Raw genomic sequence first — 25245 nt, 5'->3', positions numbered from 1 at the left:
TTGTCGTTGAAGTCGGCGGCCTGGTCGTCGACGATCTCGATGCCGGCCTGGCGGCACTTGTCCTGCAGGATGCGGACGGTGTCCGCACGGCGCTGGACGATCTTGTGGCCCAGCTTGAAGGACGCGCGGTACTCGCCCTTGGTGTAGATGCCGTCGCCGCCCTGCTTCCAGCCGGCGTCTTCCAGGGTCTTCTTGGCCGAGGCCACGTCACCCTTGCCGACGTCGCCGTAGTGGTCCTCGTAGCCGACCTCGGTGGGCATGAAGGTGAACGAGCCCAGCGGCTTGGCGTTCTGGTCGACGTCCTTGACCAGCTTCTCGACCAGGTCCTCGCGGTCGAAGCACTGGGCGATCGCCAGGCGCAGTTCCTTGTTGTTCTTGAACAGCGGACGCGCCATGTTGAAGTCGACGTGCTCGTAGGTCTGGCCACCGGCCGCGTAGACCTTGAACGCGCTGTCGCCGCGCAGCTGCTGCGCCACGGCCGGGTCGGCCTGCGGCGCGATGACCACGACTTCCTTGTTCTGGAGCTGCTGGGCCGACGACTGGGCGTCGGTGTTGGTCTTCAGCACGACCTTCGCGGCGGACGGCTTCTCGCCCCACCACTTCGGGTTGCGCACGAGGACCGTCTGGTCCTTCAGGTCCGAGGACTCGATCAGGTACGGGCCGCCGGACAGGGCGACGGAGGCGTCGAAGCCCAGCCAGCCCTTCGTGTAGAACTCGGCGACCTTCTTGACGGTCTCGTCGTTCTGCGCCGGCAACACCTTGGTGATGTCCGCGACGCCGGACTTCTCCTCCAGGACGTGCGCCGGGAGCAGGCTGTCGCTACCGACCTGGGAGAACAGCGCGCGGTAGTCCGCGAACGGCTTGTCCTTGAAGAAGGACGTGGTGATCGTCTTGTCCTCGTTCGAGCACTCGAGCTTCTCGATGTTCTCGTAGCCCGTCGGGGACGAGTCGAAGATGGACGCCTCGGAGCCGTCCTCGCCCTTGACCGTCGCCTTGCTGGTCGCGGCGAGCCACTTGAGGTGGAAGTCGTCGCAGTCGATCGGCTTGCCGTCGGACCAGACGGCGGCCTTGTTGACCTTCCACTCGATGACCTGCGGGTCGGTCGAGGTGACCTTGATCGACTCCATCAGGTCGCCGTCGATCTTGATGACGAACTTGCCGTCGACCAAGTCGGTGATGTACGGCGAAGGCTGCACGTTGGACAGCGCGATGGTGCTGGAGAAGTTGTTCGTCGCGCCGAGGTTGTTGTTGTAGTTGTGGAAGCCCTCTTCGACGGTGACCGCGATCTCACCGATGTCGTCCACCTTGGGACGCTTGAACAGCTCGTCCTGACCACCGATCTTGCCGGGGTCAGAGTTCTGCTGGCCACCTTGGTCGCCCTCACCGGCTCCGCCACCACCACACGCACTCAGCACGAGTGCGGCACCGGTCAGCAGCGCAAGCGCCGAGACAGCCTTTGATCTCCTCATCGACACGTGCCCTCCTAGCACTGGGTTGGAGCGCCCGTTCGGGCCTAACTCCACCCATAACCGAGATGTGCCAAACGCGCCCCGAACCGACACACCGTTGCAGCACGATAAGAAGGAGCCACGATCAGGGTCACGACCCATCGGCCGATCGTGACCAAAGGGTGACACGCTGGTAGCAGCAAGCTACTCCGTCGTTACCGGGCGGGAGCGTTCGTTAACCGGACGACGGGAATACTGTCAATATTGCCCGGTGAACGCATCCCGAGCCGGGGTGAACTCACCCAATTGACGGAGTCAACGGTCAACGGCCTTGCCGCCGCCACGTCGCCGCGTCGCTCAGCGGCCCCGCGAAGGGTGCCCCGGCGGTCACGTTCTGGGCCTGCGGGAGCACCACCAGCAGGTCTGCTACCTGGAACAACGGCAGGGCGACGGCCTGCTGCCAGAGCACCGGCTCGATCCGCGCCAGCACGTCGGACAGCAGCGCCCGCCCGGACAGCGCCTCGTCGATCGAGGTCTGCACGGACTGATCACAGAAACCGGAGGCATTCGCCGGAATGGGTGTACTGGAGTCACCCGACGAGGTGCGGCAGCCGAACGCGGAAGCAAGCGCCGAGGCGGAATCACCGGTGTCGACGCGCGGCACGACCGCAATGTCGACCACCTCGGCGTTGTTTGTCGGCAGCCCGGAGAGATCGCGTCCGAACAACTGATTGGGCGGCGTTGTAAGGAGCCGTCCGGCGATTCCGGACAATGACAGTTGACGTTGCACCTGGCTTGCGACGGTCACGTACGGCTCCACGCCGGCGGGTGCGGCGATCGTGAGCGACAGCTCTTTGCCGTCACGCACCCACTGGCCGTTCTGCTGGGCGTAGCCCGCCTCGGTCAGCAGCTGCGCGACCGGGGTGGTGTTGGGCTGGTACGTGGGCTGGTAGCCGGCCTTCGTGGGGGGTATGACCTGCGAGTCCGCCCGCAGCTTCGCGCCCGGCCCGTTCCGGCTGCCGATGGCGATCAGCTCGTCCCGGTTCAGCGCGTTGAGCACGGCCTGCCGGACCCGGACGTCGGCCATCTGCGGCGCGGCGGGCCTGGCCAGCACCTGCACCACCTCGGGACGGGGGGCGACGGTCGTTGTCAGGGGCGTTGTCCGGCCGAGGTCCTCGATTTCTTTCAACGCGATCGCCTCGGCCCGCAGCAGCGCGACCTGGTCGTCGCCCGACTTCAGGGCGTCGATCGTGTCGTGCTGGCTCGCCCGGCGCAGGACCACCCGGTCGAGGGCGGCCGGCCGCTCCCAGAACCGGTCGTTGCGCTCCAGGATGATCTCGCCGCGCGGCTGGTCGAGCGTGCGCACCGCGAACGGGCCGGCGCTGGCCGGGAAGCTGTCGGTCAGCGCGGCGGTCCACCCGCCGGGCGCGTCCTTGAGCAGGTGCGCCGGCAGCAGGTTGGCGAACAGGCTCCGCCAGCCGGGGTAGGGCGCGTCGAAGACGACCTCGACCACCTTGCCGCCCTCGCGCGAGGCGATGTCGGTGATCAGCCGGTAGCCGGCCGGGTCGACCACGCCGGGCTCCTCGCGCATCCGCTCCCAGAGGTAGACGAAGTCCTCGGCGGCGATCGGCGCGCTGTCCGACCAGGAGGCGTCCCGGCGGATCGTGTAGGTGACCGTGTACGGCTCGGCCTTGGTCACCTCGGCGCTCGCCAGCAGGTCGAGGTCCATCCGGGGGCTGCCGTCCGGGTTCGCCCGGAACGCGCTGGGCAGCAGCAGCGACGACAGCGCGGTGGCGATCGTGGACTGGCCGGCCAGGGTGTGCGGGTTGTAGCCGCCCTTGATGTCGTCCACCCCGACGACGACCTCGTTCGACTTCTCCTTCGGCACGACGGTCATGCCCGGCGTGGACGGGACGAGCGGCGGCGGGGGCGTGACCGAGCAGGCGGACAGCACGAACGACGCGACCACCGCAACGGCCGCGCGCACGCGGTTCCCCCCACCAGCCATGCGCACGAGCCTGCCAGACGGATTCGACAGTTGACCGAGGACCCCGGGCTTCACCCCCCTTGGACGCACCCGGCGACGCCCCGGTTGACCGCTGTGGGCCGACGCACGTGCACCTTATTAATGGGGTGCGCTGCACGCGATCTTTGCGCAAGGCCCCTGAGCAGCGAAAACGCCCCCGACGACGGGCGTCGGGGGCGTTCGCGGTGTCGAGCGGTCAGCCGCGCAGCTTGTTGCGGTTGCGCTCACGGCCGCGCTGGTTGGCGTCCAGGGTGACCTTCCGCACCCGGACGACCTCCGGCGCGACCTCGACGCACTCGTCGGCGGCGCAGAACTCCAGCGCCTCCTCCAGCGACAGCTTGCGCGGCCGGGCCAGCGTCTCCATGACGTCGGCGGTCGACGTGCGCATGTTCGTCAGCTTCTTCTCGCGGCAGACGTTCACGTCCAGGTCCTCGGCGCGCGGGTTCTCGCCCACGACCATGCCCTCGTACGCGTCCGCGCCCGGCTCCACGAAGAACGTGCCCCGGTCGGCGAGCTGGATCATCGCGTAGGCGGTGATCGAACCCGACCGGTCGGCCACCAGCGAGCCGTTGTGCCTGGTCCGGATCTCGCCGGCCCACGGGCCGTAGCCCTCGGACACGGCGTTGGCGATGCCGGTGCCCCGGGTCTCGGTGAGGAACTCAGTGCGGAAGCCGATCAGGCCGCGCGACGGCACGACGTAGTCCAGCTTGATCCGGCCGCTGCCGTGGCCGGCCATGTTCTCCATCCGGCCCTTGCGGTTGGCCAGCAGCTGGGTGATCGCGCCCAGGTGCTCCTCCGGGGCGTCGATGGTCAGCCGCTCGAACGGCTCGTGCAGCTTGCCGTCGACGGTCTTGGTGACCACCTGCGGCTTGCCGACGGTCAGCTCGAAGCCCTCGCGGCGCATCTGCTCGACCAGGATGGCCAGCGCCAGCTCACCCCGGCCCTGCACCTCCCAGGTGTCCGGGCGCTCGGTCGGCAGGACCCGCACCGACACGTTGCCGACCAGCTCGGAGTCCAGCCGGGCCTTCAGCACGCGGGCGGTCAGCTTGCTGCCGCCGCCGCGACCGGCCAGCGGCGAGGTGTTCACGCCGATGGTCATCGAGATGGCGGGCTCGTCGACGGTGATCCGGGGCAGCGGCTCCGGGTTGTCCACGTCGGCCAGCGTGTCGCCGATGGTGATGTCCGGGATGCCGGCGATGGCGACCAGGTCGCCCGCCCGCGCCTCCTCGGCGGGGACGCGCTCCAGCGCCTCGGTGATCAGCAGCTCGGTGATGCGCACCTTGTGCACCGAGCCGTCCTCGCGGCACCAGGCGACCGTCTCGCCCTTGCGGATGCGGCCGGCCTCGATCCGGCACAGCGCGATCCGGCCGAGGAAGCTCGACGCGTCGAGGTTGGTCACCAGGGCGCGCAGCGGGGCGTCGGCGTCACCGGTCGGCGCGGGGATGTGCTTGAACAGCACCTCGAACAGGACGTCGAGGTTCTCCTCGTCCGGCAGGCCGCCGTCCTCGGGCTGGTTCAGGCTGGCCTTGCCGGCGCGCGCCGAGGCGTAGACGACCGGCAGGTCCAGCACGGAGTCGTCCGCGCCGACCTCGGTGGCCAGGTCCAGCAGCAGGTCGTGGGCCTCCTCGACGACCTCGGAGATCCGGGCGTCGGGCCGGTCGACCTTGTTCACCACGAGGATCACCGGGAGGCCGGCGGCCAGCGTCTTGCGCAGCACGAACCGGGTCTGCGGCAGCGGGCCCTCGGAGGCGTCGACCAGCAGCACCACGCCGTCGACCATGGACAGGCCGCGCTCGACCTCGCCGCCGAAGTCGGCGTGGCCGGGGGTGTCCACCACGTTGATGGTGACCACGCCGTCCGCCGTGTGGCGGCGCACGGCGGTGTTCTTGGCGAGGATGGTGATGCCCTTCTCGCGCTCCAGCTCGCCCGAGTCCATGACCCGGTCGACGAGCTCGGCCCGTTCGGAGAAGGCACCGGACTGGCGGAGCATGGCGTCCACCAGGGTGGTCTTGCCGTGGTCAACGTGCGCGACGATCGCGACGTTGCGCAGGTCGTTGCGGACCAGCGTTTCCTTGATCGACGCGGTGGCCGTGGGCACGCGGAACTCCTAGAGCTGTCTGTCGAGGATGGGCAGGCGCCGGACAGAGAACGCGCGCAGCCTCCGGACAGCTTACCGGTCCGGTAGTCAATACCACACACGAGCGCCGGGTGAGGTCAGCCTCACCTACTCTGACGTCACCCGGACGGGGGGAGGCGGCGTGGGCAAGTCGAAGGTGAAGAAGAAGTGCTGCCGCTCGAAGCCGCGCTGCAAGAGGTGCCCGGTGACCGCGCTGCTGGAAGCCCGCGCCAAGGCCGCGCGGAAGGCGGAGAAGGCGGCGCGCAAGGCGCGCAAGGCCGCGAAGGGGACCGCTTGACGCCACGCCACCCGGTGGGCCGGGTGGCGGTCGGGACGCGTCAGGCCAACGCGGCTTCGTTGACCTTGGTCAGCTCCGGTGCGGTCCTGGTGGCCTGGAACTGCACCACCCGGTGGCGGACCAGTTTCTGCACCGCGAAGGGATCGGTGGCGAGCAGCGCGTCGAGCTTCCCGCGCAGCATGGGTCGGGCGATGATGACCCCGCCGACGCGGGGCACCTGGCGACCGGACGCGAGGAAGTGACCGGCTTGGTACTGCTTGTTCAGCCAGTCCACGTGGTCCGGGAGGGCGTAGTCGACTTCGTCCAGTGGCTTGATGTACTCCAGCAGCACGATGTACATAGAAGAAATGTAGACCCGTGACACACGGGTAAAACACGCTATGATCGCGGCTATGCGCACTCTTTACCCGTTCTGGTGGTCCGCCTCGCGGCGGCCCTAGAACTGCGCGTTGACCAACGCCGGCCGCCCGCTCAGGGCGGCCTTCGTGCGTTCGGGGGCCGGTCGGGGCGGGCAGACCTCGAAGGGAACCCACCATGATCAGGCTGTCCGCCATCACCCCGTCCGGGCCCGTGCAGCTGGGCAACTACCTGGGTGCCATCCGCCGGTGGGCGGCCGAGGGCACCGATGAGGACGTCTACTTCATCAGCGACCTGCACGCCATGACGACGTCGCACAACCCGGCCCGCCTGCGCGCCCTGACCAGGGAGCAGTTGGCCGTGCTCATCGCCGCCGGGGTCGACCCCCGATCCGTCTCGGTGCAGTCCGACCTGGTCCGCGAGCTGGGTGCGCTGACCTGGGTGCTGGAGTGCACCTGCACGTACGGCGAGGCCGCGCGGATGATCCAGTTCAAGGAGAAGTCGGCCGGCCGGTCGTCGGTCCGGCTGAGCCTGCTGACCTACCCGGTGCTCATGGCGGCGGACATCCTGCTCCAGGGCGCGCACGAGGTCCCGGTGGGCGACGACCAGGCCCAGCACGTCGAGCTGGCCCGCGTGCTGGCCCGCCGCTTCAACGGCACCTACGGCGACGTGTTCGTGATGCCGAAGTCGGTGATCCCGCCGACTGCGGCCCGGGTGCGCGATTTGGCGGACCCGTCCCGCAAAATGGCGAAGACCGCGAAAGACGCGGCCGGCACGGTATTCGTGCTCGACTCGCCCGACCTGGTCCGCCGCAAGATCAAGCGCGCGGTCACCGACGACACCGGGGTCGTCCAGTACGCGCCGGAGACCCAGCCGGGCGTGGCGAACCTGCTGGAGATCCTCGCCGCGTGCACCGGGAAGGACCCGCACGAGATCGCGGCCTCGCTGTCCGGGTACGCCGAGCTGAAGGAGGCGGCGGCGGAGGCCGTGGTCGAGGAGCTGCGCGGCGTGCGGGAGCGGACGCAGGCCCTGCTCGACGACCCGGCCGAGCTCGACCGGGTGCGCGCGCACGGCGCGGAGCGGTCCCTGGAGCGCTGCCGGCACCGGCTGGACGCCGCGTTGCGGGTGTCCGGCCTGGGCTGACCCACCCGGGTGGGGGTGCCTGCGACCGGTGCCCCCACCCGGGAGGTCCGCGATCGGGGCAGCCTCAGCCCGGCGGGTCCAGCAGCTCGTGCAGCGCGGGCAGCACGACGCGGTCGGCGGCCAGCCAGTCCAGCCCGTCCAGCTCGCCCGCGCCCACCCACCGCACCGCCGGGTGGTCCAGCGCCCTGGGCTCGCCGCTGACCAGCTCGGCCCGGTAGACCCGCAGCAGGTGGTCCGACCGCAGCGGGACGTCCGGCCCGAGCAGCTCACCCGCCACGACCTCGACCCCGAGCTCCTCGGCGCACTCCCGGACCACCGCGTCCCGGTCGTCCTCGCCCGGCTCGACCCGGCCGCCAGGCAGCTCCCACCCACCCGCCACCTGCGCGGGGTAGCCGCGCTGCTGGGCGAGCAGCAGGCCGTCGCGCACGATCGCCGCCGCGACCACGACCTTGGCGCCCACCAGCTCGCGGCTGCGCGCCGACACCGCATCCGCCCGCGCCTGGAGCACCTTGAGCGCCATCCCGCGCCCCACGATCACGTCCGCCAGCCTGCCGAACGGCCCGCCGGGGCTGGTCCACTCCACCGAGTCGACCACCATCGTGCCGCCGCCGGTGTGCAGCAGGTCGGTGATCAGCACGAACCTCGGCAGCGGCCCGCCGACCAGCTCGGCCGACACGCCGGTGGTGTCCGCCCGGGTGACCAGCAGCGTCCCGCTCACCGGGCCGACCGAACCGGCCAGCTCCGCGCCCGCGTGCAGCACCGGGCCGCCGGAGATCCGCACGCCCAGGCCCCGGATCGACCGCGCCAGCAGCCGGGCGTCCAGCAGGGCCGCCGCGACGGTGCGCAACGGGGCGTCGACCAGCGTGGTCGCTCGGAGCTCGGGCACGGGTGGAGATCCTGCCATCACCGGTACGCGGGCCAGCGCACCTCCAGGCGCGCGCCGCCCTCCGGCGACTCCATCGCCCGGACCGTGCCCCGGCGCCGGGTCACCAGGTGCGCCACCAGCGCGAGCCCCAGGCCGAACCCGCCGGTGGCCCGGCCCCGGTCGGACTCGACCCGGTAGAACCGGTCGAACACCCGTTCCCGGTGCTCCGGCGGGATGCCGTGGCCGTCGTCGTCCACGACCAGCCGGATCTCGCCGGGCGCGGGCAGCACGGAGATCCGGATGAACGTCTCGGCGTACCGGCCGGCGTTGCGGATCAGGTTGTCCAGCACGAGTTCCACCTCGGACCCGGCGACCTGGATCAGGCACGCGGTCATCGGCGCGTGCACCGTCACCAGCAGGTCGCTCTTGGGCACCCGGAGCACGGCGGCCTGGGCCTGGAGCACGACGTCGACCAGCTCCGCGCGCGGCAGCTCGCCGGTGTCCGCGCGGGCCAGCAGGAGCAGGGCGTCCACCAGGTTCGACAGCCGCTCGGACTCCTCGACCACGGATTCGAGCACCTCGATGGAGAAGTCCGGGTCCGGGTGCGCCACCGCGACCTCCGCCTGGGCGCGCACCGACGTGACCGGGGAGCGCAGCTCGTGCGCGGCGTCGCCGGTGAAACGGCGCAGCCGCTCGCTGGCCTCGTCGCGCCGGGCCAGCAGGGCGTTGAGGGCCTCGGCGAGCGCCTGCAGCTCGTCCCGGGTGGGCGGCACCGGCAGGCGCTCGCCCCGGGGCAGCCGGCCCGCCGCCGTCCGCATCCGCTCCACCGGCCGCAGCGACGACCGGACGGCCAGCCAGGTCGCGGTGCCCACCAGGCCCGCGACCAGGACGGCGGCCACCGCGAGCCAGCGGGTGCCCAGCTCGTTGGCCTGGCGGTAGCCGACCAGGGTGTCGCCGGCGACGTGCAGCTGCGGGGTGCCGTCCGGGGCGAACACCACCCGGCCGATCCAGCGGTGGGCGCTCGCGCCGTCCAGCCGGAGCACCTTCTCCCCCGCTTTGAGCTGCCGGACGTCCTGCGCGGTCAGCTCCGGGCTCGGGCCGCCGTCGAGCGGGTTGCCCGCGATGTCCAGCACGCGCACCGCCCCGGTCCGCTCCAGCTCGGCGTCCACCGCGCGGACCTGCACCATCCCGATCAGGCTGGGGGCGAGCAGGGTGAGCGCCAGCAGGCACAGCAGCGCCACGCCGGTGGCGACGACGGTGATCCGGAACCGCAGCGTGCGCCGCAGCCACCACCGGCGCGGGTTCACCTGCGGCGGGCGGCCGTCGAGTCCAGCGCCGCGTCCAGGTCCGGGGTCGAGGCCAGGTAGCCGTGACCGCGCACGGTGCGCACCACCTCCCCCGCGCCCATCGCGTCCAGCTTGCGCCGCAGGTAGCCGACGTAGACCTCCACCGCGTTGCGGGTCGCCGCCTGCTCGTCGCCCCAGACCGTGCGCAGCAGCTCGTCCTTGGTGACCACCGAGCCCGCCCGGCCCGCCAGCACGTCGAGCACCGCGTACTCGCGCGGCGACAGGCTGATCGCCGCACCCGCCCAGCTCACCTCGCGCACCGCGCGGTCGACCACCAGGTCGCCGAGCTTGAGCCTGCGCCGGGCCAGGTCCGCCTGGTTGCGCCGCAGCAGCGCGCGCACCTGCGCCACCAGCACCACGAAGCTGAACGGCTTGACCAGGTAGCCGTCCGCGCCGAGGTCCAGGCCGTCGGCCTGGTCGACCTCGCCGTCCTTGGCCGACACCATCAGCACCGGTGTCCGCACGCCCTCGGCGCGCATCCGCTGGAGCACCCGGTAGCCGCTGAGCCCCGGCAGCATGATGTCCAGCAGCACCACGTCGAACGCGCCGGTCAGCGCCACCCGCAGGGCGTTCGGGCCGTCGGCGGCGGTGACCACCTCCATGCCCTCGGCGGACAGGCCGCGTTCGAGCGCGCGCCGCACGCCCACCTCGTCGTCTACTACCAGTACCCGTGGCCTCACGGATCACAGAATGCCCGCAAGGGAGGACAATGCGCGCAGGATCCTCAGTCGGTTCTCAGCGTGGGGGCCGACTCTCAGCGGGTTCTCAGCGTTCGGCCGACTCTCAGCGTGATCTCAGCCCGGCGGGAGGAACGTCTTCGGTGTCGGACCGGCGCCCGGTCGGTCCGACGCCCAGGAGGAGGGGACATGAACCGGAGAAGGGTGACGGTGGTCGCCGCGGCGGTCGGCGTGGTCGCCGGGGCCACGGGCCTGGGGGTGCTCGCGCAGCCCGCCGGTGCGGGCCCCGCCCCCGTCCTGCCGGACGTGAGCGCGGAGTCGCTGGTCGAGTCGGTGCTGACCGCGAAGCCGTCGGCGTTCGGCGGCTCGGTGGAGGTCCGCAACGACCTGGGCGTCCCCGCGCTGGCGGGGTTGCCGCAGCTGTCCGACGGGGAGTCGCGGCTGCGCATGTGGACCGACGGCGAGGGTCGGGTGCGGGTGCAGCTGCCCACCGCCGACTCCGAGCGCACGTTCGTCGACGACGGCAGCACGGGGTGGCTGTGGAACTCGGCCGACCAGACGGTGGCCAAGTTCGCGCACGGCTCCGCCGGGGAGCCGAAGATCGACCTCGACCCGGAGGGGGCCGGGCAGCTCCCGCCGGACCCGGTGTCGCTGTCGCGGGAGGTCGTGGTGAAGATCAAGGAGTACAGCGACGTGACGGTCGACGGCACGGCCCGCGTGGCCGGCCGCCCGACCTACGAGCTGGTGCTCACGCCGAAGCCGACCGAGCGCACCGTGCTGCGCGAGGTCCGGGTGGCGATCGACTCCGAGCTGCGGGTGCCGCTGCGGTTGGCCGTGCTGACCAACGGCACGAACACCCCGGCGGTGCAGGTCGGGTTCGCGGACCTGGAGGTCGGCCCGCAGGACGCCGCGCTGTTCGCCTTCACCCCGCCCGCCGGCGCGAAGGTGACCGAGCCGGAGGTCGGCGAGCCGACGGAGCAGGAGCGCGAGCTGGCCGAGGGCCTGCTCGCGGAGGCGGCCCCGGAGGTGCGGGGCGAAGGCTGGGACGTGGTGCTGACCGCGAAGGTCCCGGCGGGCGCGCTGACCGCGCTCGCGGGTCAGGAGCAGCCCGCCGACCGGCCCGGTCGCGGTGACCGGGGCGGCGAGGTCGACGTCCAGGGCCTGCTCAAGCAGCTGGGCAAGCAGGTCAGCGGCCCGTGGGGGAGCGGGACGCTGATCACCACCCGCGTCGGCGGGGTACTGCTCGCCGACGACGGCCGGGTGGCGCTCGGCCCGGTGCCCGAGCAGGTGCTGACCGAGGCCATCGCCCAGGTCAAGTGACCGCCGGGGCCGGCGTCCGAGCGGACGCCGGCCCCGCTCACCACCAGCCGTTCACCGCCGGCCACCGCCACCGGCCGCCAGCCACCCACCGCCGGCCGCCCACCATCGACCATCCACCGCAGGCCGGCTACCGCAGGCCAGTGACCGACTGCCGGCCGGATCCGCAGTGTTGATCCGCCGCCGGCCGAACCCGCAGGGGTGATCCACTGCCGGGCGGGTTGCCGGGGTGGTCCAGGGTGGGGGCCGACCGGCGGAGCGGGCTCGGACCCCCGGTGCTGTCGGGTGCCGGGCTCGGCGTCCGGAGTTGTCGGGTGGTGCGGGTTCGGTGTCCGGGACCGGCCCGGCGGACCTGGCGCACCAGCGCTCCCAGTTCACCAGCGGATCCAGTTCAGCAGCGGACCTAGTTCAGGGGAGAGAACCGCATGACCACCTCGACCAGCGCGCGGGCGGAGCCGGCCGACGCCGGGGCCGCCCCGGTCCTCGTCGCCCGGACGCGGGGGCTCCGCAAGGTGTACGGGAGCACCGTGGCGGTGGACCGGGTCGACCTCGACGTGCCGAAGGGGGCGGTGCTCGGGATGCTCGGCCCCAACGGGTCGGGCAAGACCACCACGATCCGGATGATGCTCGGGCTCGTGCGGCCGACGGAGGGGGAGGTCGAGCTGCTCGGGCAGGCGCTGCCGGACGGGGCCGCCACCGCGCTGCCCCACGTCGGCGCGCTGGTCGAGGGGCCGGGGTTCCACCCGTTCCTGTCGGGGCGGGAGAACCTGCGGCGGGTCGCCGCGTTCGAACCGCTGCTGGCCTCGGTGTCCATCAACCGGGCGGTGGACGAGGCGTTGGAGCGGGTCGGTCTCGCCTCCGCCGCCCACCGGCGGTACCGGGGGTACTCGCTGGGCATGAAGCAGCGGCTCGGGCTGGCGTCCGCGCTGCTGGTCGAGCGCCGGCTCGTGGTGCTGGACGAGCCGACCAACGGCCTCGACCCGGCGGGTACCCGCGAGGTCCGCAACGTGATCGCCGAGCTGAAGCGCAACGACACGACCGTGGTGGTGTCGTCGCACCTGCTCAGCGAGATCGAGGCGACGTGCACCCACGTGGCCGTGCTGCACCGGGGGACGGTGGTCGCGCAGGGCGGGCTGGCCGAACTGCTGGCGGCCGAGAGCAGCGCCCTGCTGATCACCACGCCGGACTGGCTCAAGGCGCTGGAGGTGCTGCGGTCCGCCCGGATCTCGGCCCGCGCCTCGTCGGACGGGCTGCGCGTCGAGCTGATCGGGACCACGCCGCCGGCGGTGCTGGAGGCGCTGGTCAAGGGGGGTATCGAGGTGTGGGAGGCACGGCGGCAGCGCACCGGCCTGGAGGAGCTGTTCGCGCGGCTCACCGAGGCCGAGGAAGCCGAGGAGGGGTTGTCCGCGGTGGACACCGTCGAGGAGGGGGCGCGATGAGCGCGCTGGTTGTGACCCGGGCTCCGCTGAGCCGTCAGCTCAGGTCCGAGCTGCGGTGGATCCTGCGCCGGCCGAGGACCGTGATCGGCCTGTCGGCGCTGTGCCTGGTGCCGATCCTGGCGGGCGTCGGCCTGTGGTTCGCGCTGGACGGCGACGGCCGCGCGGGGCCGGGCCTGGCCGCGATCATCTCCGGCAACGGGCTGGTGCTGCCGGTGTTCACGCTGTTCCTCGCGCTGCCGCTGCTGCTGCCGCTGGTGGGGGCCATCTGGGCGGCGGACGGCCTGGCCGGCGAGTCGCAGCACGGCACCCTGCGCGGTCTGCTACTGTCGCCGGTGGGCCGGCTGCGGCTGCTGGCGATCAAGTCCTTCGGCGTCGGCACCATGACGCTGTTCGCGGTGGCGCTGCTCGCGCTCGTCGGCACGATCACCGGCGTGGTCCTGTTCGGCGGGGACGGCATGTTGACGCTGTCCGGCAACACCCTGCCGCTCGGCGCGGCCCTGCTCCGGATCGTCGTGGCCGTCCTGCTGGTGACGGTGCAGGTCTGGGGCGTGGCGGCGGTGGCGATGGCGATCTCGGCGTGCACCGAGCACCCGCTCGTGGTGATGGCCGCGACCTTGGCCGGCGTGATCGTCTCCGGTGTGCTGAACATGTTCAGCTCGCTGGACTGGCTGCATCCCTACCTGATCACCTCGGGCTGGGAGAACCTGACCGACGTGATGCGCGACCCGATGCCCACCGACTCGCTGTGGCGCGGCACGGCCCTGGCCGGCTGCTACATCCTGATCGGCCTGTCCCTGGCGGCGATGCGCCTGGCCACCAAGGACAACTAGCGCGCAGGGCGGCAGGCGCACGGCCGGCCGTGCGCCTGCACCACGCGGAAAATGCGCCGACAGCGCCGGCTCCCGTGAGGCATGGTGTGCGTCGTGTTCCTGGAGACCGAGCGGTTGGCGCTGCGCGACTTCGCACCGTCCGATGTGGACGCCCTGGTCGACCTGCACGCCGACCCGGCCGTCATGCGCTACCTCGACGCCGGCCGCACCCTGGACCGCGCGACCGTCGAGTCCGACCTGCTGCCGCGCTACCTCGCCCGGACTGGCTGGTGGGCGGCGGTGGACGGGGCCGGCGGTGAGCTGGTGGGCGCGTTCGAGTTCCGCGAGACGGCACCGGGCGTGCGCGAACTCGGCTACCGCCTGCACCGCCGGCACTGGGGCGCCGGCTACGCGACGGAGGTGTCCCGGGCGCTGGTGGACAACGGCTTCCGCGAGCTGGGCGTGCTCCGCGTGTTCGCCACCACGATGGCGGTGAACCACCCCTCCCGCCGCGTGCTGGAGCGGGCCGGCCTGCACTTCCGCCGCACGTTCTTCCAGCACTGGCCGGAACCGATCCCCGGGTCGGAGCAGGGCGAGGTCGAGTACGGCCTCACCCACGCCGAGTGGGCCGCCACCCGGACCGGGTAGCCGCGCCCTCGCGCCGCCAACGCCATGGACGACCTCATCGACAACGCCCCCGACGACGCCACCCGCCCGATCAGCGCCGCTCGATCAGCGGCAGTCGATCAGCGGCAGTCGATCAGCGGCAGTCGATCAGCGGCAGTCGATCAGGGGCGGTCCATCTGGGGCGGTCCATCTGGGGCGGTTCATCAGCGGCGGCCGATCACGGCTACGCCGTCCAGGTCGACCGCCAGCCGCACCGCGTCGCCGACCTCCGGCGGGTCCGCGATCGCCGCCACCGCCTCGAACTCCCCGGCGACGGGCTGCTCACCGCCCGGCCGCTCATCGGTCAGGCGGACCAGCAGGCGGACGTGGTCGCGGCGGTGGGCGCGTTCCAGGACCTCCGCCTCCAGCGGGCCGTCCGGGTCGGTGCGCAGGGCCGTCGCGCGCAGGCCCACCCGGGCCGCCACGCCGACCAGGCGTTCCGCCTCGCGCGCCGCCAGCACCCGGCCGCAGCCGAGGAACCTCGCCACCTCGACGTCCGCCGGCGACTGCCACACCTCGGCGGGCGGCCCCACCTGGTGGATGCGGCCCGCCCTCATCACCGCCACCCGGTCGGCCAGCGTGAACGCCTCGTCGTGGTCGTGCGTGACCACCAGCGCCGTCGCGCCCGCCTCCCGCAGCAGCCGCGCCAGGTCCACCGCCAGCGCCTCCCGCAGCGCCCGGTCCAGCGCCGACAGCGGCTCGTCCAGCAGCAGCAGCCGGGGCCGGGGCGCGAGCGCGCGGGCCAGCGCCACCCGCTGCTGCTCGCCGCCGGACAGCTCGGTCACCCGCCGCCGCTGGTAGCCGGCCAGGCCGACGAGTTCCAGCAGCTCCGCGACCCGCTTGTCGCGCTCCTCCCGCTCGACCCGCCGCATCCGCAGCCCGAACGCCACGTTGCCGGCGACGTCCCGGTGCGGGAACAGCTGCCCGTCCTGGAACACCAGGCCGAACCCGCGCCGGTGCACGGGCGTCCCGGCCAAGTCCGCGCCGTCCCAGGTCACCGCCCCGGCGGACGGCGCCTCCAAGCCTGCGACGGTGCGCAGCAAGGTGGACTTCCCGCACCCGGACGGCCCGAGCAGCGCCACGACCTCGCCCCCGCCGACCGCGAGGTCGACCTCCGACACCGCCGGCACGTCCCCGTACCGGACGCTGATCCCGTTCAGCCGCAACGACACCTAGAACTCCCCGCCGGCCGGCACCCGCAGCCGCTCGATCAGCAGCACCGCCGCCGTGGTCACCACCATCAACAACGCGCACGCCGCGTACGCCATCTGGCTGTTCAGCTCGCCCGGCCGCGCCATCAGCCGGGCGATCACCACCGGCAGCGTCGGGGCGTCCGGCCTGGCCAGGAAGCTGGTCGCGCCGAACTCGCCGAGCGCCACCACGAAACCGAACCCGGCCGCCGCGACCAGCGACCGCGCCGCCAGCGGCAGGTCGACCTCGCGCCACACCCGCCACGGGCTCGCGCCCAGCGACGCCGCCGCCTGCCGCAGCCGCTCGTCCACGGCCCGCAGCACCGGCAGCACGATCCGCACGACCAGCGGCGTCACCACCAGCGCCTGGGCCAGCGGGACCAGCAGCGGCGAGGTCCGGAAGTCGCCCGGCAGCGCGTCCATGGTGATCAGGTAGCCGAAGCCGACCGTCACCGCCGACACGCCCAGCGGCAGCATCAGCGCCGTGTCCAGGGCCTCGGCGAACCACGAGCCGTGCCGGCGCAGCCCGACCAGCACCACCGCCGACAGCACGCCGACTGCCAGCGCCACCAGGGTCGCGTCCGTCGCCACCCGCACCGAGTTGACCGCCGCCTGCCACCCGGACACGGCGAGCGTCCCGCGCTCCCCCGTGCCGGCCAGCGCCCGGTACCCGGCCAGGCTCCACCCGTCGCCGGCGGACAGCGAGCGGACCACCAGGCCCACCACCGGGAGCAGCAGGGCGCCCACGACGAGCCACGCCGCCGCGACCACGCCCCACTCGCCGCCGGCCGGTCGCCGGGTGCTCTCCACCCGCAGCGCCTGCGCCCGCTCGCGCCGTCGGCGGGCCGCGCCGCCCAGCAGCAGCACCGCCAGCACCGCCGCGATCTGCACCAGCGACAGCGCCGCCGCGCCGGACAGGTCGAACAGCTCGACCGTGCGCAGGTAGATCTCGGTCTCCAGGGTGCGGTACCGCGCGCCGCCGAGCACCAGCACCACGCCGAAGCTGGTGGCGCAGAACAGGAACACCACCGCCGCCGCCGACCCGATCGCGGGGGCCAGAGCGGGCAGCACCACCGAGGTGAACGCGCGCAGCCGGGACGCGCCCAGCGCCCGCGCCGCGTCCTCGGCCCGGCGGTCGACCCGGGCCCACAGCCCGCCGACGGTGCGCGCGACCACGGCGACGTTGAAGAACGCGTTCGCCAGCACGATCGGCAGCACCCCGCCGTCCGGCCACAGCGCCCGGAACGCCAGCCCGACGACCACGGTCGGCAGCACGAACGGCACCATCACCGCCGCCCGCACCACACCGGAGCCGCGCACCCGGCACCTGGCCAGCAGGAACGCCACGGGCAGCCCGGTGAGCAGGGCCAGCGCCGTGGCCGCCGCCGCCTGGCCCAGCGTGAACCCGATCAGCCCCGACGTGCGCGGGTCGACCAGCGCGGGCCACACCCCGCCGTCGCCGAGGCCCAGGCCGATGATCGCGGCCACCGGCCAGGCGAAGAACACGCCGAGGAACGCCAGCGGCAGCAGGCCCGCGAGCGCCCAGCCCAGCCGCGCGCCGGGTGCCGGGCGGCCGGTCCGCCGGCCGACCGGCGGGGTCGGGCGGGCAGCGGTCAGCCCTGGACCAGGGTGCGCCACTGCTGGACCCACTGCTCGCGGTTGGCGTCCACCTGGTTCGCGGGCAGGGTGCGCGCCTCCTGCGGCAGCGGGGCTGCCTTGGTCCACGCCTCGGGCAGCGCCACGCCCTCGCGCGACGGGTAGACGTACATCTTGCCGGGCACGTCCGCCTGGAACTTCTCCGACAGCAGGAAGTCCACGACCTTGCGCGCGTCGTCGGCGTTCTTCGCGCCGTTCAGCACGCCCGCGTACTCGACCTGCCGGTAGCACGTGTCGAGCAGCGCCTTGGTGCGCGGCGTGCCGTCGTCGCCGACCTCGGCCGACGGCGAGGACGCGTAGGACACGACGGCCGGGCGCGGGCCCTTGCCGCTGGAGCCGGAGAAGTCCTGGGTGTACGCCTCCTCCCAGCCGCTGACCACCTTGACGCCGTTGGCCTTGAGCTTCGACCAGTACTCCGGCCAGCCGGACTCGCCGAACTCGGCGACCGTGCCGAGCAGGAACGCCAGGCCCGGCGAGGAGGTGGCGGGGTCCTCGACGACCAGCTTGTCCTGGTACTTCGGGTCGGCCAGGTCGGCGTAGGTCTTCGGTTCGCCCAGGTCCTTGAACGCGGCCACGTCGATGTTGACGCACACGTCGCCGACGTCCACCGCGTGCAGCCGGTTCGGCGGGTCGAGCTGGTAGCGCTGCGCGCCCTTGCCCGCCTCGGGCGAGGCGTGCTCGGCGAACACGCCTTCCTTCAGCGCCCGCGACGCGAACGTCGAGTCGACGCCGAACGCCACGTCGCCGATCGGGTTGCCCTTGGTCAGCACGAGCTTGTTGGTCAGCTCGCCGGCGTCACCGGAGGCCAGCGGCTTGACCGTGATCCCGGTCTCGGCCTTGAAGGCGTCCAGGACCTCCGGCGAGACGCCGAACGAGTCGTGGGTGACCAGCGTCACGACCCGCTCGCCGGGCGGCGGCGGGTCCCCGGCGGTGACGGAGCACGCGGTCAGCACGACCCCGGCGGTGGCGGCGGTCAGCACACGTCGAAGCATCATCTCTCCCTACACCGGCATGACCCGGATCAGGTGCGGACGGTCGAGGGCTTGCGAGCCCTCCTCTCAGCCCGGCGCAACACCGGACTCCCGTGGTGCTCGCACCCTACGCGACGCGGTGGGACGATCGGGGCATGGCCGAGCTGCTGACCGACGACCAGGTGACCGCCGCCCTGTCCTCGCTGCCCGACTGGACGGCCCGGGACGCCGCGCTCGTGCGCACGGCGGAGCTGGAGAGCTTCGCGCGGGCGATCCAGGTGGTGAACCGGGTGGCGGAGATCGCCGAGAACGACGACCACCACCCGGACATCGACATCCGCTACCGCACGCTGACCTTCCGGTGCAGCACGCACTCCACCGGCGGGATCACCGCGCTGGACGTGTCACTGGCGGGCGAGATCGACGGCGTCCTCGACGCGCTCGGGTGAGGTCCGCCGCAGCGACACGGCGATCGCGACCAGCGTGAGCAGGCCGACCGCCGGGTAGACCCAGCCGAGCAGGGACAGGTACCACGGGCGCGGGATGATCCAGATCGACTCCTGGAGGATCAGCAGGATCGAGATCAGGTAGCTGCCGATGGCGAGCAGCCACGCCCACGCGGTGGCGGTGACCAGGCGACCCCGGGCCTTGCCGTAGACGAGCCAGAGCAGGGCCGGGATCGCCCACACCCAGTGGTGGCTCCACGAGATCGGCGACACGAGCAGGCCGAGGAACTGCACCGCGACGATCATCGCCAGCGTGTCGTCGGCCTTGACCGCGCGGTGCAGCGCCCACGCCGCGAGCGCCACCGCCACCGCCGCGCCGACCAGGAAGACCGGACCGGTCTGCACGTCGTAGCCGACGGTGCGGGACAGCGCGCCGCGCAGCGACTGGTTGATCGCCGAGCCGACCGGGCCGACCCGGGTGGCGTCGCCGAGCAGCTCGAACCAGAACTGGTTCGACTGGCGGGCGGAGAGCAGGTAGCCGATCCCGACCGTGCCGCCGAACGCGGCGACGGACCACGCGGCGGCCTTGAAGTTGCGGGTGACCAGGAAGTAGAGCCCGGTGATCGCGGGGGTGAGCTTGATCCCGGCCGCGAGGCCGACGCCGGCACCGCCCACCCACGGCTTCGCGCTGACGACCGTGCCGACCAGCAGCGCGGCCAGGACCAGGTTGACCTGGCCGTAGTTGAGCGTGGTGCGCACCGGCTCGACCCAGACGAACAGCGCCGTCCACAGCATCGCGCGACGCGGGTCGGTGCTGCCGACCAGGTGCAGCGACTTGCGGACCAGGAACCACAGGCAGAACAGGCACAGGAGCTGCCAGAACCAGCGCGAGACCTCCCACGAGACCCACGACAGCGGCAGGAACGCGAACGCCGCGAACGGCGGGTAGGTGAACGGCAGCGCGAACTTGTCGGAGAACTCGCTGAGCCGCCACTGGTACAGCTCGCCGGTGAACAGCTCCGGCGAACCGTTCCGGTAGACCATCAGGTCGATCATGGTCATCTGGGTCTGGAACGCCACCATCACCAGGTGGCCGGCCAGCGAGAGCCCGAACAGCCACGGCGCGACGGCGAGGACCCGAGCTTCCACAGCCCGCAGGTGCACAGCCAGTACCTCCACGATCGTGTGAATTGCACGACTGCCGGGCCACGAAACGGGGTACCCGGACGTCAAGACGAGTGGGAGATCAACGCAAGGGGATTCGCATGACCGCCGACATCGTCGTGTTCACCGTCGCAGCACTCGGGATGCTGGCCACCGCCGGGGGCGTGTTCGCGCTCGCCCGGCACAGCCGCAACCACGTGAGCTGACGTCGTGACCAACTGACGTGGCACCACCAGGGCCTCCCGGCGCACGGCGTCGGGGGGCCCGTTCGCTGCCAGGGGTCTTGAGCCGCGGGGCCGCCGACATCGGCCGGCGACCCCGTGCGACGGGTCAGACGTTGAAGCGGAACTCCACCACGTCGCCGTCCGCCATCACGTAGTCCTTGCCCTCCATGCGGACCTTGCCGGCGGCCTTCGCGGCGGTCATCGAGCCCGCCTCCACCAGGTCCGCGAACGACACGACCTCGGCCTTGATGAAGCCGCGCTCGAAGTCCGTGTGGATCACGCCGGCCGCTTGGGGCGCGGTCGCGCCCTTCGGGATGGTCCAGGCGCGGGACTCCTTGGGGCCGGCCGTGAGGTAGGTCTGGAGGCCGAGGGTGTGGAAACCGGCGCGGGCCAGGGCGTGCAGGCCCGGCTCGTGCTGGCCGATCGACTCCAGCAGCTCGCGCGCGGACTCCTCGTCCAGCTCCAGCAGCTCCGCCTCGACCTTGGCGTCGAGGAACACCGCGTCGGCCGGGGCGACCAGCTCGCGCAGCTCCTTGAGCTTCGCCTCGTCGGTCAGCACGCCCTCGTCCGCGTTGAAGACGTAGAGGAACGGCTTGGTGGTCAGCAGGCTCAGCTCGCGCAGCAGCTCGCCGTCCACTTCGGACCGGGCGTGGAACAGGGTGCGGCCGGAGTCGAGGATCGCGCGGGCTTGGACGGCGGCGTCCAGGGCCGGGCGGCGGTCCTTCTGGGTCCGCGCCTCCTTCTCCAGCCGGGGCACGGCCTTCTCCAGCGTCTGGAGGTCGGCGAGGATCAACTCGGTGTTGATCGTCTCGATGTCGGCCACCGGGTCGACGCGGCCGTCCACGTGCACCACGTCCGAGTCGTCGAACACCCGGATGACCTGGCAGATGGCGTTGGCCTCCCGGATGTTGGCGAGGAACTTGTTGCCCAGGCCCGCGCCTTCGGACGCGCCCTTCACGATGCCCGCGATGTCGACGAACGACACCACGGCGGGCACCTCGCGCTCGCTGCCGAAGATCTCCGCCAGCTTCGCCAGGCGGGCGTCGGGCAGCGGCACCACGCCCACGTTCGGCTCGATGGTCGCAAACGGGTAGTTCGCGGCCAGCACGTCGTTGCGCGTGAGGGCGTTGAACAGGGTGGACTTGCCGACGTTGGGCAGGCCGACGATACCGAGGGTCAAACTCACGGGGGGTGAGTCTACGCGCCCGGACGCGGTGTCCGATTCCCGCGAGACCGCTGGTGCCGGCGGTGGCAGAGTGAACGCCATGCTGGTCGACGCCGAACGCGCCTACCGGGCCGTCGCCGCCAGGGACGCCCGCTTCGACGGGTGCTTCATCCTCGCCGTGCGGACCACCCGGATCTACTGCCGACCGTCCTGCCCGGCGGTCACCCCCAAGCAGCGCAACGCCGAGTTCTACCCGACCGCCGCCGCCGCGCAGTCGGCCGGCTACCGGGCGTGCCGGCGCTGCCTGCCCGACGCCGTGCCCGGCTCGCCGGAGTGGGACCTGCGCGCCGACCTGGCCGCCCGCGCCATGCGGCTGATCTCCGACGGCGTGGTGGAGCGCGACGGCGTGCCGGGCCTGGCCCGCCGGCTGGGCTACTCCGAGCGGCACCTGACCAGGGTGCTGACCGCCGAGGTGGGCGCGGGGCCGCTCGCGCTGGCCCGCGCGCACCGGGCGCACTCGGCGCGGCTGCTGATCGAGACGACGGACCTGTCGTTCACCGACATCGCGTTCGCCGCCGGGTTCGCCAGCGTCCGCCAGTTCAACGACACGATCCGCGCGGTGTTCGCGTCCACGCCGTCCGCGCTGCGCTCGGCGCGCTCGGTGGTGGGCGCGGCGGGCCGGATCACGCTGCGCCTGCCGTACCGGCCGCCGTTCGACGCGGCGGGGCTGCTGGGCTTCTTCCGGTCCGCCGCGATCCCCGGCGTGGAGCACGTGACGGACACCACCTACGCCCGGTCGCTGCGCCTGCCGCACGGCCTGGCGACGGTGGTCCTGGAGCCCGCAGACGGGTACGTCTCGTGCTCGCTGCGGCTGACCGACCTGCGCGACCTGGGCAGCGCGGTGAGCCGGGTGCGCCGGCTGCTGGACCTCGACGCCGACCCGCAGGCGGTGGACGAGTTCCTCGGCGGCGACCCGGTGCTGCGCCCGCTGGTGCTGTCCCGGCCGGGCGTGCGGGTGCCGGGCAGCGTGGACGGCGCGGAGACCCTGCTGCGGGCGCTGGGCCACCGGGACCCCGGCGAGCCGCTGGACGTGCCGGACGGCGAGGTCACCCACCTGTACCCGGAGCCTTCGGCGGTCGACTCGCCGGTGGCGGCGGCGCTGGCGGACGGGCGGCTGGTGGTGGACGTCGGCCGGGACGCCGACGAGCTGCACGCCGAGCTGGCCGCGTTCCCCGGCGTCGGGCCGGACGTCGCCCGGTACGTCGTGATGCGCGTGCTCGGCGCACCCGACGTGCCCCTGAAGAGCCACACCCACGACGACGACCAGGCGGCGTGGCGCCCGTGGCGCTCGTACGCCGCCATGCACTTGAGGAGGACAGCTTGAGCACCGCCCACACGTCCACCGTCCAGACCCCGATCGGCCCGTTCACGGCCGTGGTGGCGGCCGACGGGGCCGTCCTGGCCAGCGGCTGGACCGCGACCCCGGACGACCTGCTGCCGCAGGTCTCGCCCTCCCTGCGGCCCGCGCAGCTCGCCGAGCGGCGCGACCTCGGCCAGGTCACCAGGGCGGTCCGCGACTACCACGCGGGCGCGCTCGACGCGATCGCCGACGTGCCGGTGCGCCAGCGCTCGGGCGAGTTCGTGCAGCGGGCGTGGGAGGCGCTGCGCGGCGTGCCGGCGGGCAAGCCGGTCAGCTACGCCGACTACGCGCTGCTGGCGGGCAGGCCCTCGGCGGTCCGCGCGGCGGCCACGGCCTGCGCCCGCAACGCGGCCACCCTGTTCGTGCCGTGCCACCGGGTGATCCGGACCGGCGGCGCGATCGGCGACTTCCGCTGGGGCGTGGACGTGAAGCGCTGGCTGCTCGACCACGAGCGGCGGGCGGCCTAGCGGGCGCTCCCGCAGCCTGCCACAGGGGTACGACAGCGCGGCTCGCCGTCCCCGCCCACCTGCGGTGACGCGGTAACCGGTTGGCGCGCGCCGGGTTTGCGGGTTCCCTGGGCAGCATGAGTTCGGTGCTGATCGGCGTGGAGGGCATCGCCACGCCCAAGTGGGCCAGGAGGGGGCAGCGGGCCGCGTCGGTGAGCCTGGGCACGGCGTTGCGCAGCCTGCCTGCCGCCGCCCGGGTGGTGCTGCGGCTGGCGTGGCGGACCTCGCCCCGGCTGACGCTGCTGGCGGGGGCGGTGCACGTGCTGTCCGGCTGCGTCACCGCGTTCGGGCTGCTGGCCACCGCCGACGTGTTCTCCGCGCTGCTGCGCGACGGGCCGACGCCGGACCGGGTGGCGGCGTCGCTGCCCGCGTTGGCGGTCGTGGTCGGCTCCTACGCGGCGCGGGCGCTGCTCGACGCCGCCGTGACGGCCGTCGAGAGCTCGCTGCGGCCGAGGGTCACCCGGGCCGCCAACGACGAGGTGACCGCCGTCCTGGTGCGGGCCGAGCTGCTGGCGTTCGAGGACGCGGACTTCCGCGAGCTGGCGAGGCAGGGCGGGCGGCAGGGCGTGCGCGGCCTGGAGAGCAGCCTGCGCTACCTGGCGGCGCTGATGTCCTCCGCCATCACGATGGTGGCGGCGGTCGTCACGGTCGGCGTGCTCAACCCGTGGCTCGCGCCCGCGCTGCTGCTCGCCGCGTCGGCGAACGCCTGGGCGGCGGCGCGGATGTCGAAGCTGCGCTACGACCACTTCATCGACTCGGTGACCCGCAACCTCCGCAAGAGCGTCGTGGAGGAGGTCGCCACGCACCGCGAGTTCGCGCTGGAGCGGCACGCGCTGACGTTGCAGGAGCGGTTGCTGGCCGAGCACCGCCGGATCGCGGACTCGCTGGTGGACGACGAGGTCCGGATGGCGCACCGGACGAACCTGGTCCGGTTGACCGGCCGCGCGCTGGCCGGGCTGGGCACCGGGGTGGCGTACGGGGTGCTGGTGCTCCTGCTGCACACCGGGGGCATGGAGCTGGCGCTCGCGGGTACGGCGCTGCTCGCCATGCGCACCGGGTTCTCGTCGCTGTCGGCCACCACCGGCGCGGTGAACTCGCTGTACGAGGACTCGTTCTACATCGACTTCTACCGCAAGCTGCTGGACGAGGGCGCGCAGCGGGCGCAGGGCTCGTCGTCCGTGCTGCCGCCCGAGGACCCGGAGCTGATCACGCTCACCGACGTGACCTTCACCTACCCCGGCAAGGAGACGCCGGCGCTGGACGGGATCACCCTGAGCGTCCGGCGCGGCGAGGTGATCGCGCTGGTCGGCGAGAACGGCTCCGGCAAGACCACCCTGGGCAAGGTGCTCACCGGGCTGTACCCGGTCGGCGCGGGCACCGTGCGCTGGGACGGCGTGGACCTCGCGGAGGCGGACAAGACGGCCGTGCACTCGGCGATCGCGGTCATCGCGCAGGACCCGGCGCAGTGGCCGATGACCGCGCGCCGCAACGTCACCGTGGGCCGGCTGGAGCGCGACGACGAGCAGGCGTGGCAGGACGCGGTGACCAAGTCCGGCGCGGACGAGGTGCTGGAGTCGCTGCCCGCCGGCGCGGACACCGTGCTGTCGCGCCGGTTCAACGACGGCCAGGACCTGTCCGGGGGCCAGTGGCAGCGGATGGGCATCGCGCGCGGCATGTACCGGGACGCGGCGGTCCTGATCGCCGACGAGCCGACGGCGGCACTGGACGCCAAGGCCGAGGCGCGGGTGTTCGAGGGGCTGCGGCAGGCCACCGCGCGCCGCACCACGATCCTGGTCACGCACCGGCTGGCGAACATCCGCAACGCCGACCGGATCGTGCTGCTCGACCGGGGCCGGATCGTGGAGCAGGGCACGCACGACGAGCTGATGTCGTTGCGCGGCCACTACTTCGAGCTGTTCGAGCTTCAGGCGTCGGCCTATCGCGGCAACCTGCTGGCCAACCCCGTCCCCGACTGACCGGACCCCGGCGTGGCCGG

At 72.8% G+C, this 25245-nt stretch carries 22 protein-coding genes and 1 riboswitch; of the genes, 10 read left to right on the top strand and 12 right to left on the bottom strand.

What is annotated here, in order from left to right:
- From AB0I60_RS26275 to typA, 3 genes are all read right to left on the bottom strand, one after another.
- Positions 1–1304: ABC transporter substrate-binding protein (locus AB0I60_RS26275; protein ID WP_360733839.1), on the bottom strand; the 1304-nt coding region annotated here is incomplete at its 3' end.
- A 466-nt stretch (positions 1305–1770) separates the two neighbouring features.
- Positions 1771–3456, bottom strand: a complete 1686-nt coding sequence (locus tag AB0I60_RS26270) for an ABC transporter family substrate-binding protein (RefSeq protein ID WP_360733837.1) — start codon at positions 3454–3456, stop codon at positions 1771–1773.
- 214 nt (positions 3457–3670) lie between these two features.
- Complete coding sequence (gene typA / locus AB0I60_RS26265; RefSeq protein WP_360733834.1) at positions 3671–5572, bottom strand: translational GTPase TypA; 1902 nt, start codon at positions 5570–5572, stop codon at positions 3671–3673.
- A 160-nt stretch (positions 5573–5732) separates the two neighbouring features.
- On the opposite strand from typA, the gene AB0I60_RS26260 reads away from it, so the two are divergent.
- Positions 5733–5888: a hypothetical protein gene (locus AB0I60_RS26260; RefSeq protein ID WP_360733831.1), complete on the top strand. Its 156-nt coding sequence runs from the start codon at positions 5733–5735 to the stop codon at positions 5886–5888.
- Between the two features lie 40 nt (positions 5889–5928).
- Here the strand turns inward: AB0I60_RS26260 and AB0I60_RS26255 are convergent, their stop codons facing one another.
- A complete protein-coding gene (locus tag AB0I60_RS26255) occupies positions 5929–6228 on the bottom strand; it encodes a YciI family protein (protein ID WP_360733828.1) in 300 nt (99 codons plus the stop codon).
- Between the two features lie 194 nt (positions 6229–6422).
- On the opposite strand from AB0I60_RS26255, the gene trpS reads away from it, so the two are divergent.
- Complete coding sequence (trpS, locus tag AB0I60_RS26250) at positions 6423–7388, top strand: tryptophan--tRNA ligase (RefSeq protein WP_360733825.1); 966 nt, start codon at positions 6423–6425, stop codon at positions 7386–7388.
- 64 nt (positions 7389–7452) lie between these two features.
- On the opposite strand, the gene AB0I60_RS26245 is transcribed toward trpS, so the two are convergent.
- The 3 genes from AB0I60_RS26245 to AB0I60_RS26235 are packed head-to-tail and all read right to left on the bottom strand — an operon-like array spanning position 7453 to position 10279.
- The gene (locus tag AB0I60_RS26245; protein ID WP_360733822.1) at positions 7453–8274 is read right to left on the bottom strand and encodes an NUDIX domain-containing protein; all 822 of its coding nucleotides are present in this window, start codon (positions 8272–8274) and stop codon (positions 7453–7455) included.
- Between the two features lie 17 nt (positions 8275–8291).
- Positions 8292–9560, bottom strand: coding sequence for an ATP-binding protein (locus AB0I60_RS26240; protein WP_360733819.1), 1269 nt, complete (start codon positions 9558–9560; stop codon positions 8292–8294).
- Positions 9557–10279 (bottom strand): response regulator transcription factor, encoded by a 723-nt coding sequence (locus AB0I60_RS26235; RefSeq protein ID WP_360733816.1) that lies wholly within the window; start codon positions 10277–10279, stop codon positions 9557–9559. The genes AB0I60_RS26240 and AB0I60_RS26235 overlap by 4 nt, the downstream gene beginning before the upstream one ends.
- Before the next feature lie 186 nt (positions 10280–10465).
- Here AB0I60_RS26235 and AB0I60_RS26230 point away from each other — a divergent pair, with 186 nt between their 5' ends.
- The 4 genes from AB0I60_RS26230 to AB0I60_RS26215 all read left to right on the top strand — a co-directional run bounded on the left by AB0I60_RS26230 (position 10466) and on the right by AB0I60_RS26215 (position 14489).
- Positions 10466–11596, top strand: a complete 1131-nt coding sequence (locus AB0I60_RS26230) for a hypothetical protein (RefSeq protein ID WP_360733813.1) — start codon at positions 10466–10468, stop codon at positions 11594–11596.
- A 422-nt stretch (positions 11597–12018) separates the two neighbouring features.
- On the top strand, positions 12019–13032 hold the full coding sequence (locus AB0I60_RS26225; RefSeq protein ID WP_360733811.1) for an ABC transporter ATP-binding protein: 1014 nt from the start codon (positions 12019–12021) through the stop codon (positions 13030–13032).
- Positions 13029–13862 carry an ABC transporter permease gene (locus tag AB0I60_RS26220; RefSeq protein WP_360733808.1) on the top strand — a complete coding sequence of 278 codons (834 nt, stop codon included), beginning with the start codon at positions 13029–13031 and terminating at the stop codon, positions 13860–13862. Before AB0I60_RS26225 ends, AB0I60_RS26220 begins: the two co-directional genes overlap by 4 nt.
- A gap of 93 nt (positions 13863–13955) precedes the next feature.
- Positions 13956–14489 (top strand): GNAT family N-acetyltransferase, encoded by a 534-nt coding sequence (locus AB0I60_RS26215; protein ID WP_360733805.1) that lies wholly within the window; start codon positions 13956–13958, stop codon positions 14487–14489.
- Between the two features lie 182 nt (positions 14490–14671).
- Here AB0I60_RS26215 and AB0I60_RS26210 read toward each other — a convergent pair whose 3' ends face one another.
- The 3 genes from AB0I60_RS26210 to AB0I60_RS26200 all read right to left on the bottom strand — a co-directional run bounded on the left by AB0I60_RS26210 (position 14672) and on the right by AB0I60_RS26200 (position 18345).
- Complete coding sequence (locus AB0I60_RS26210; protein ID WP_360733803.1) at positions 14672–15679, bottom strand: ABC transporter ATP-binding protein; 1008 nt, start codon at positions 15677–15679, stop codon at positions 14672–14674.
- Positions 15680–17227, bottom strand: coding sequence for an iron ABC transporter permease (locus AB0I60_RS26205; RefSeq protein ID WP_360733885.1), 1548 nt, complete (start codon positions 17225–17227; stop codon positions 15680–15682). It abuts the gene before it with no gap.
- An 83-nt stretch (positions 17228–17310) separates the two neighbouring features.
- Positions 17311–18345 (bottom strand): thiamine ABC transporter substrate-binding protein, encoded by a 1035-nt coding sequence (locus AB0I60_RS26200; protein WP_360733801.1) that lies wholly within the window; start codon positions 18343–18345, stop codon positions 17311–17313.
- Positions 18333–18449, bottom strand: a riboswitch (TPP riboswitch). (Overlaps the previous gene by 13 nt.)
- A gap of 30 nt (positions 18450–18479) precedes the next feature.
- On the opposite strand from AB0I60_RS26200, the gene AB0I60_RS26195 reads away from it, so the two are divergent.
- Positions 18480–18773 carry a 4a-hydroxytetrahydrobiopterin dehydratase gene (locus AB0I60_RS26195; RefSeq protein WP_360733799.1) on the top strand — a complete coding sequence of 98 codons (294 nt, stop codon included), beginning with the start codon at positions 18480–18482 and terminating at the stop codon, positions 18771–18773.
- On the opposite strand, the gene AB0I60_RS26190 is transcribed toward AB0I60_RS26195, so the two are convergent.
- Both AB0I60_RS26190 and ychF read right to left on the bottom strand, forming a co-directional pair.
- Positions 18729–19949, bottom strand: coding sequence for a mannosyltransferase (locus AB0I60_RS26190; protein WP_360733796.1), 1221 nt, complete (start codon positions 19947–19949; stop codon positions 18729–18731). The two genes, AB0I60_RS26195 and AB0I60_RS26190, sit on opposite strands and share 45 nt — an antisense overlap.
- Positions 19950–20264: 315 nt before the next feature.
- Positions 20265–21344 (bottom strand): redox-regulated ATPase YchF, encoded by a 1080-nt coding sequence (gene ychF, locus AB0I60_RS26185; protein WP_360733794.1) that lies wholly within the window; start codon positions 21342–21344, stop codon positions 20265–20267.
- A gap of 79 nt (positions 21345–21423) precedes the next feature.
- Here ychF and AB0I60_RS26180 point away from each other — a divergent pair, with 79 nt between their 5' ends.
- The 3 genes from AB0I60_RS26180 to AB0I60_RS26170 all read left to right on the top strand — a co-directional run bounded on the left by AB0I60_RS26180 (position 21424) and on the right by AB0I60_RS26170 (position 25225).
- Positions 21424–22707 (top strand): AlkA N-terminal domain-containing protein, encoded by a 1284-nt coding sequence (locus tag AB0I60_RS26180; protein WP_360733882.1) that lies wholly within the window; start codon positions 21424–21426, stop codon positions 22705–22707.
- Positions 22704–23210, top strand: a complete 507-nt coding sequence (locus AB0I60_RS26175) for a methylated-DNA--[protein]-cysteine S-methyltransferase (RefSeq protein ID WP_360733792.1) — start codon at positions 22704–22706, stop codon at positions 23208–23210. The genes AB0I60_RS26180 and AB0I60_RS26175 overlap by 4 nt, the downstream gene beginning before the upstream one ends.
- A 116-nt stretch (positions 23211–23326) precedes the next feature.
- The gene (locus AB0I60_RS26170) at positions 23327–25225 is read left to right on the top strand and encodes an ABC transporter ATP-binding protein (RefSeq protein ID WP_360733789.1); all 1899 of its coding nucleotides are present in this window, start codon (positions 23327–23329) and stop codon (positions 25223–25225) included.
- Positions 25226–25245: the final 20 nt, after the last annotated feature.

The sequence above is a fragment of the Actinosynnema sp. NPDC050436 genome, from assembly GCF_040655415.1.
GTDB lineage: Bacteria > Actinomycetota > Actinomycetes > Mycobacteriales > Pseudonocardiaceae > Actinosynnema.
This window is presented reverse-complemented; position numbering and strand designations above follow the sequence as displayed.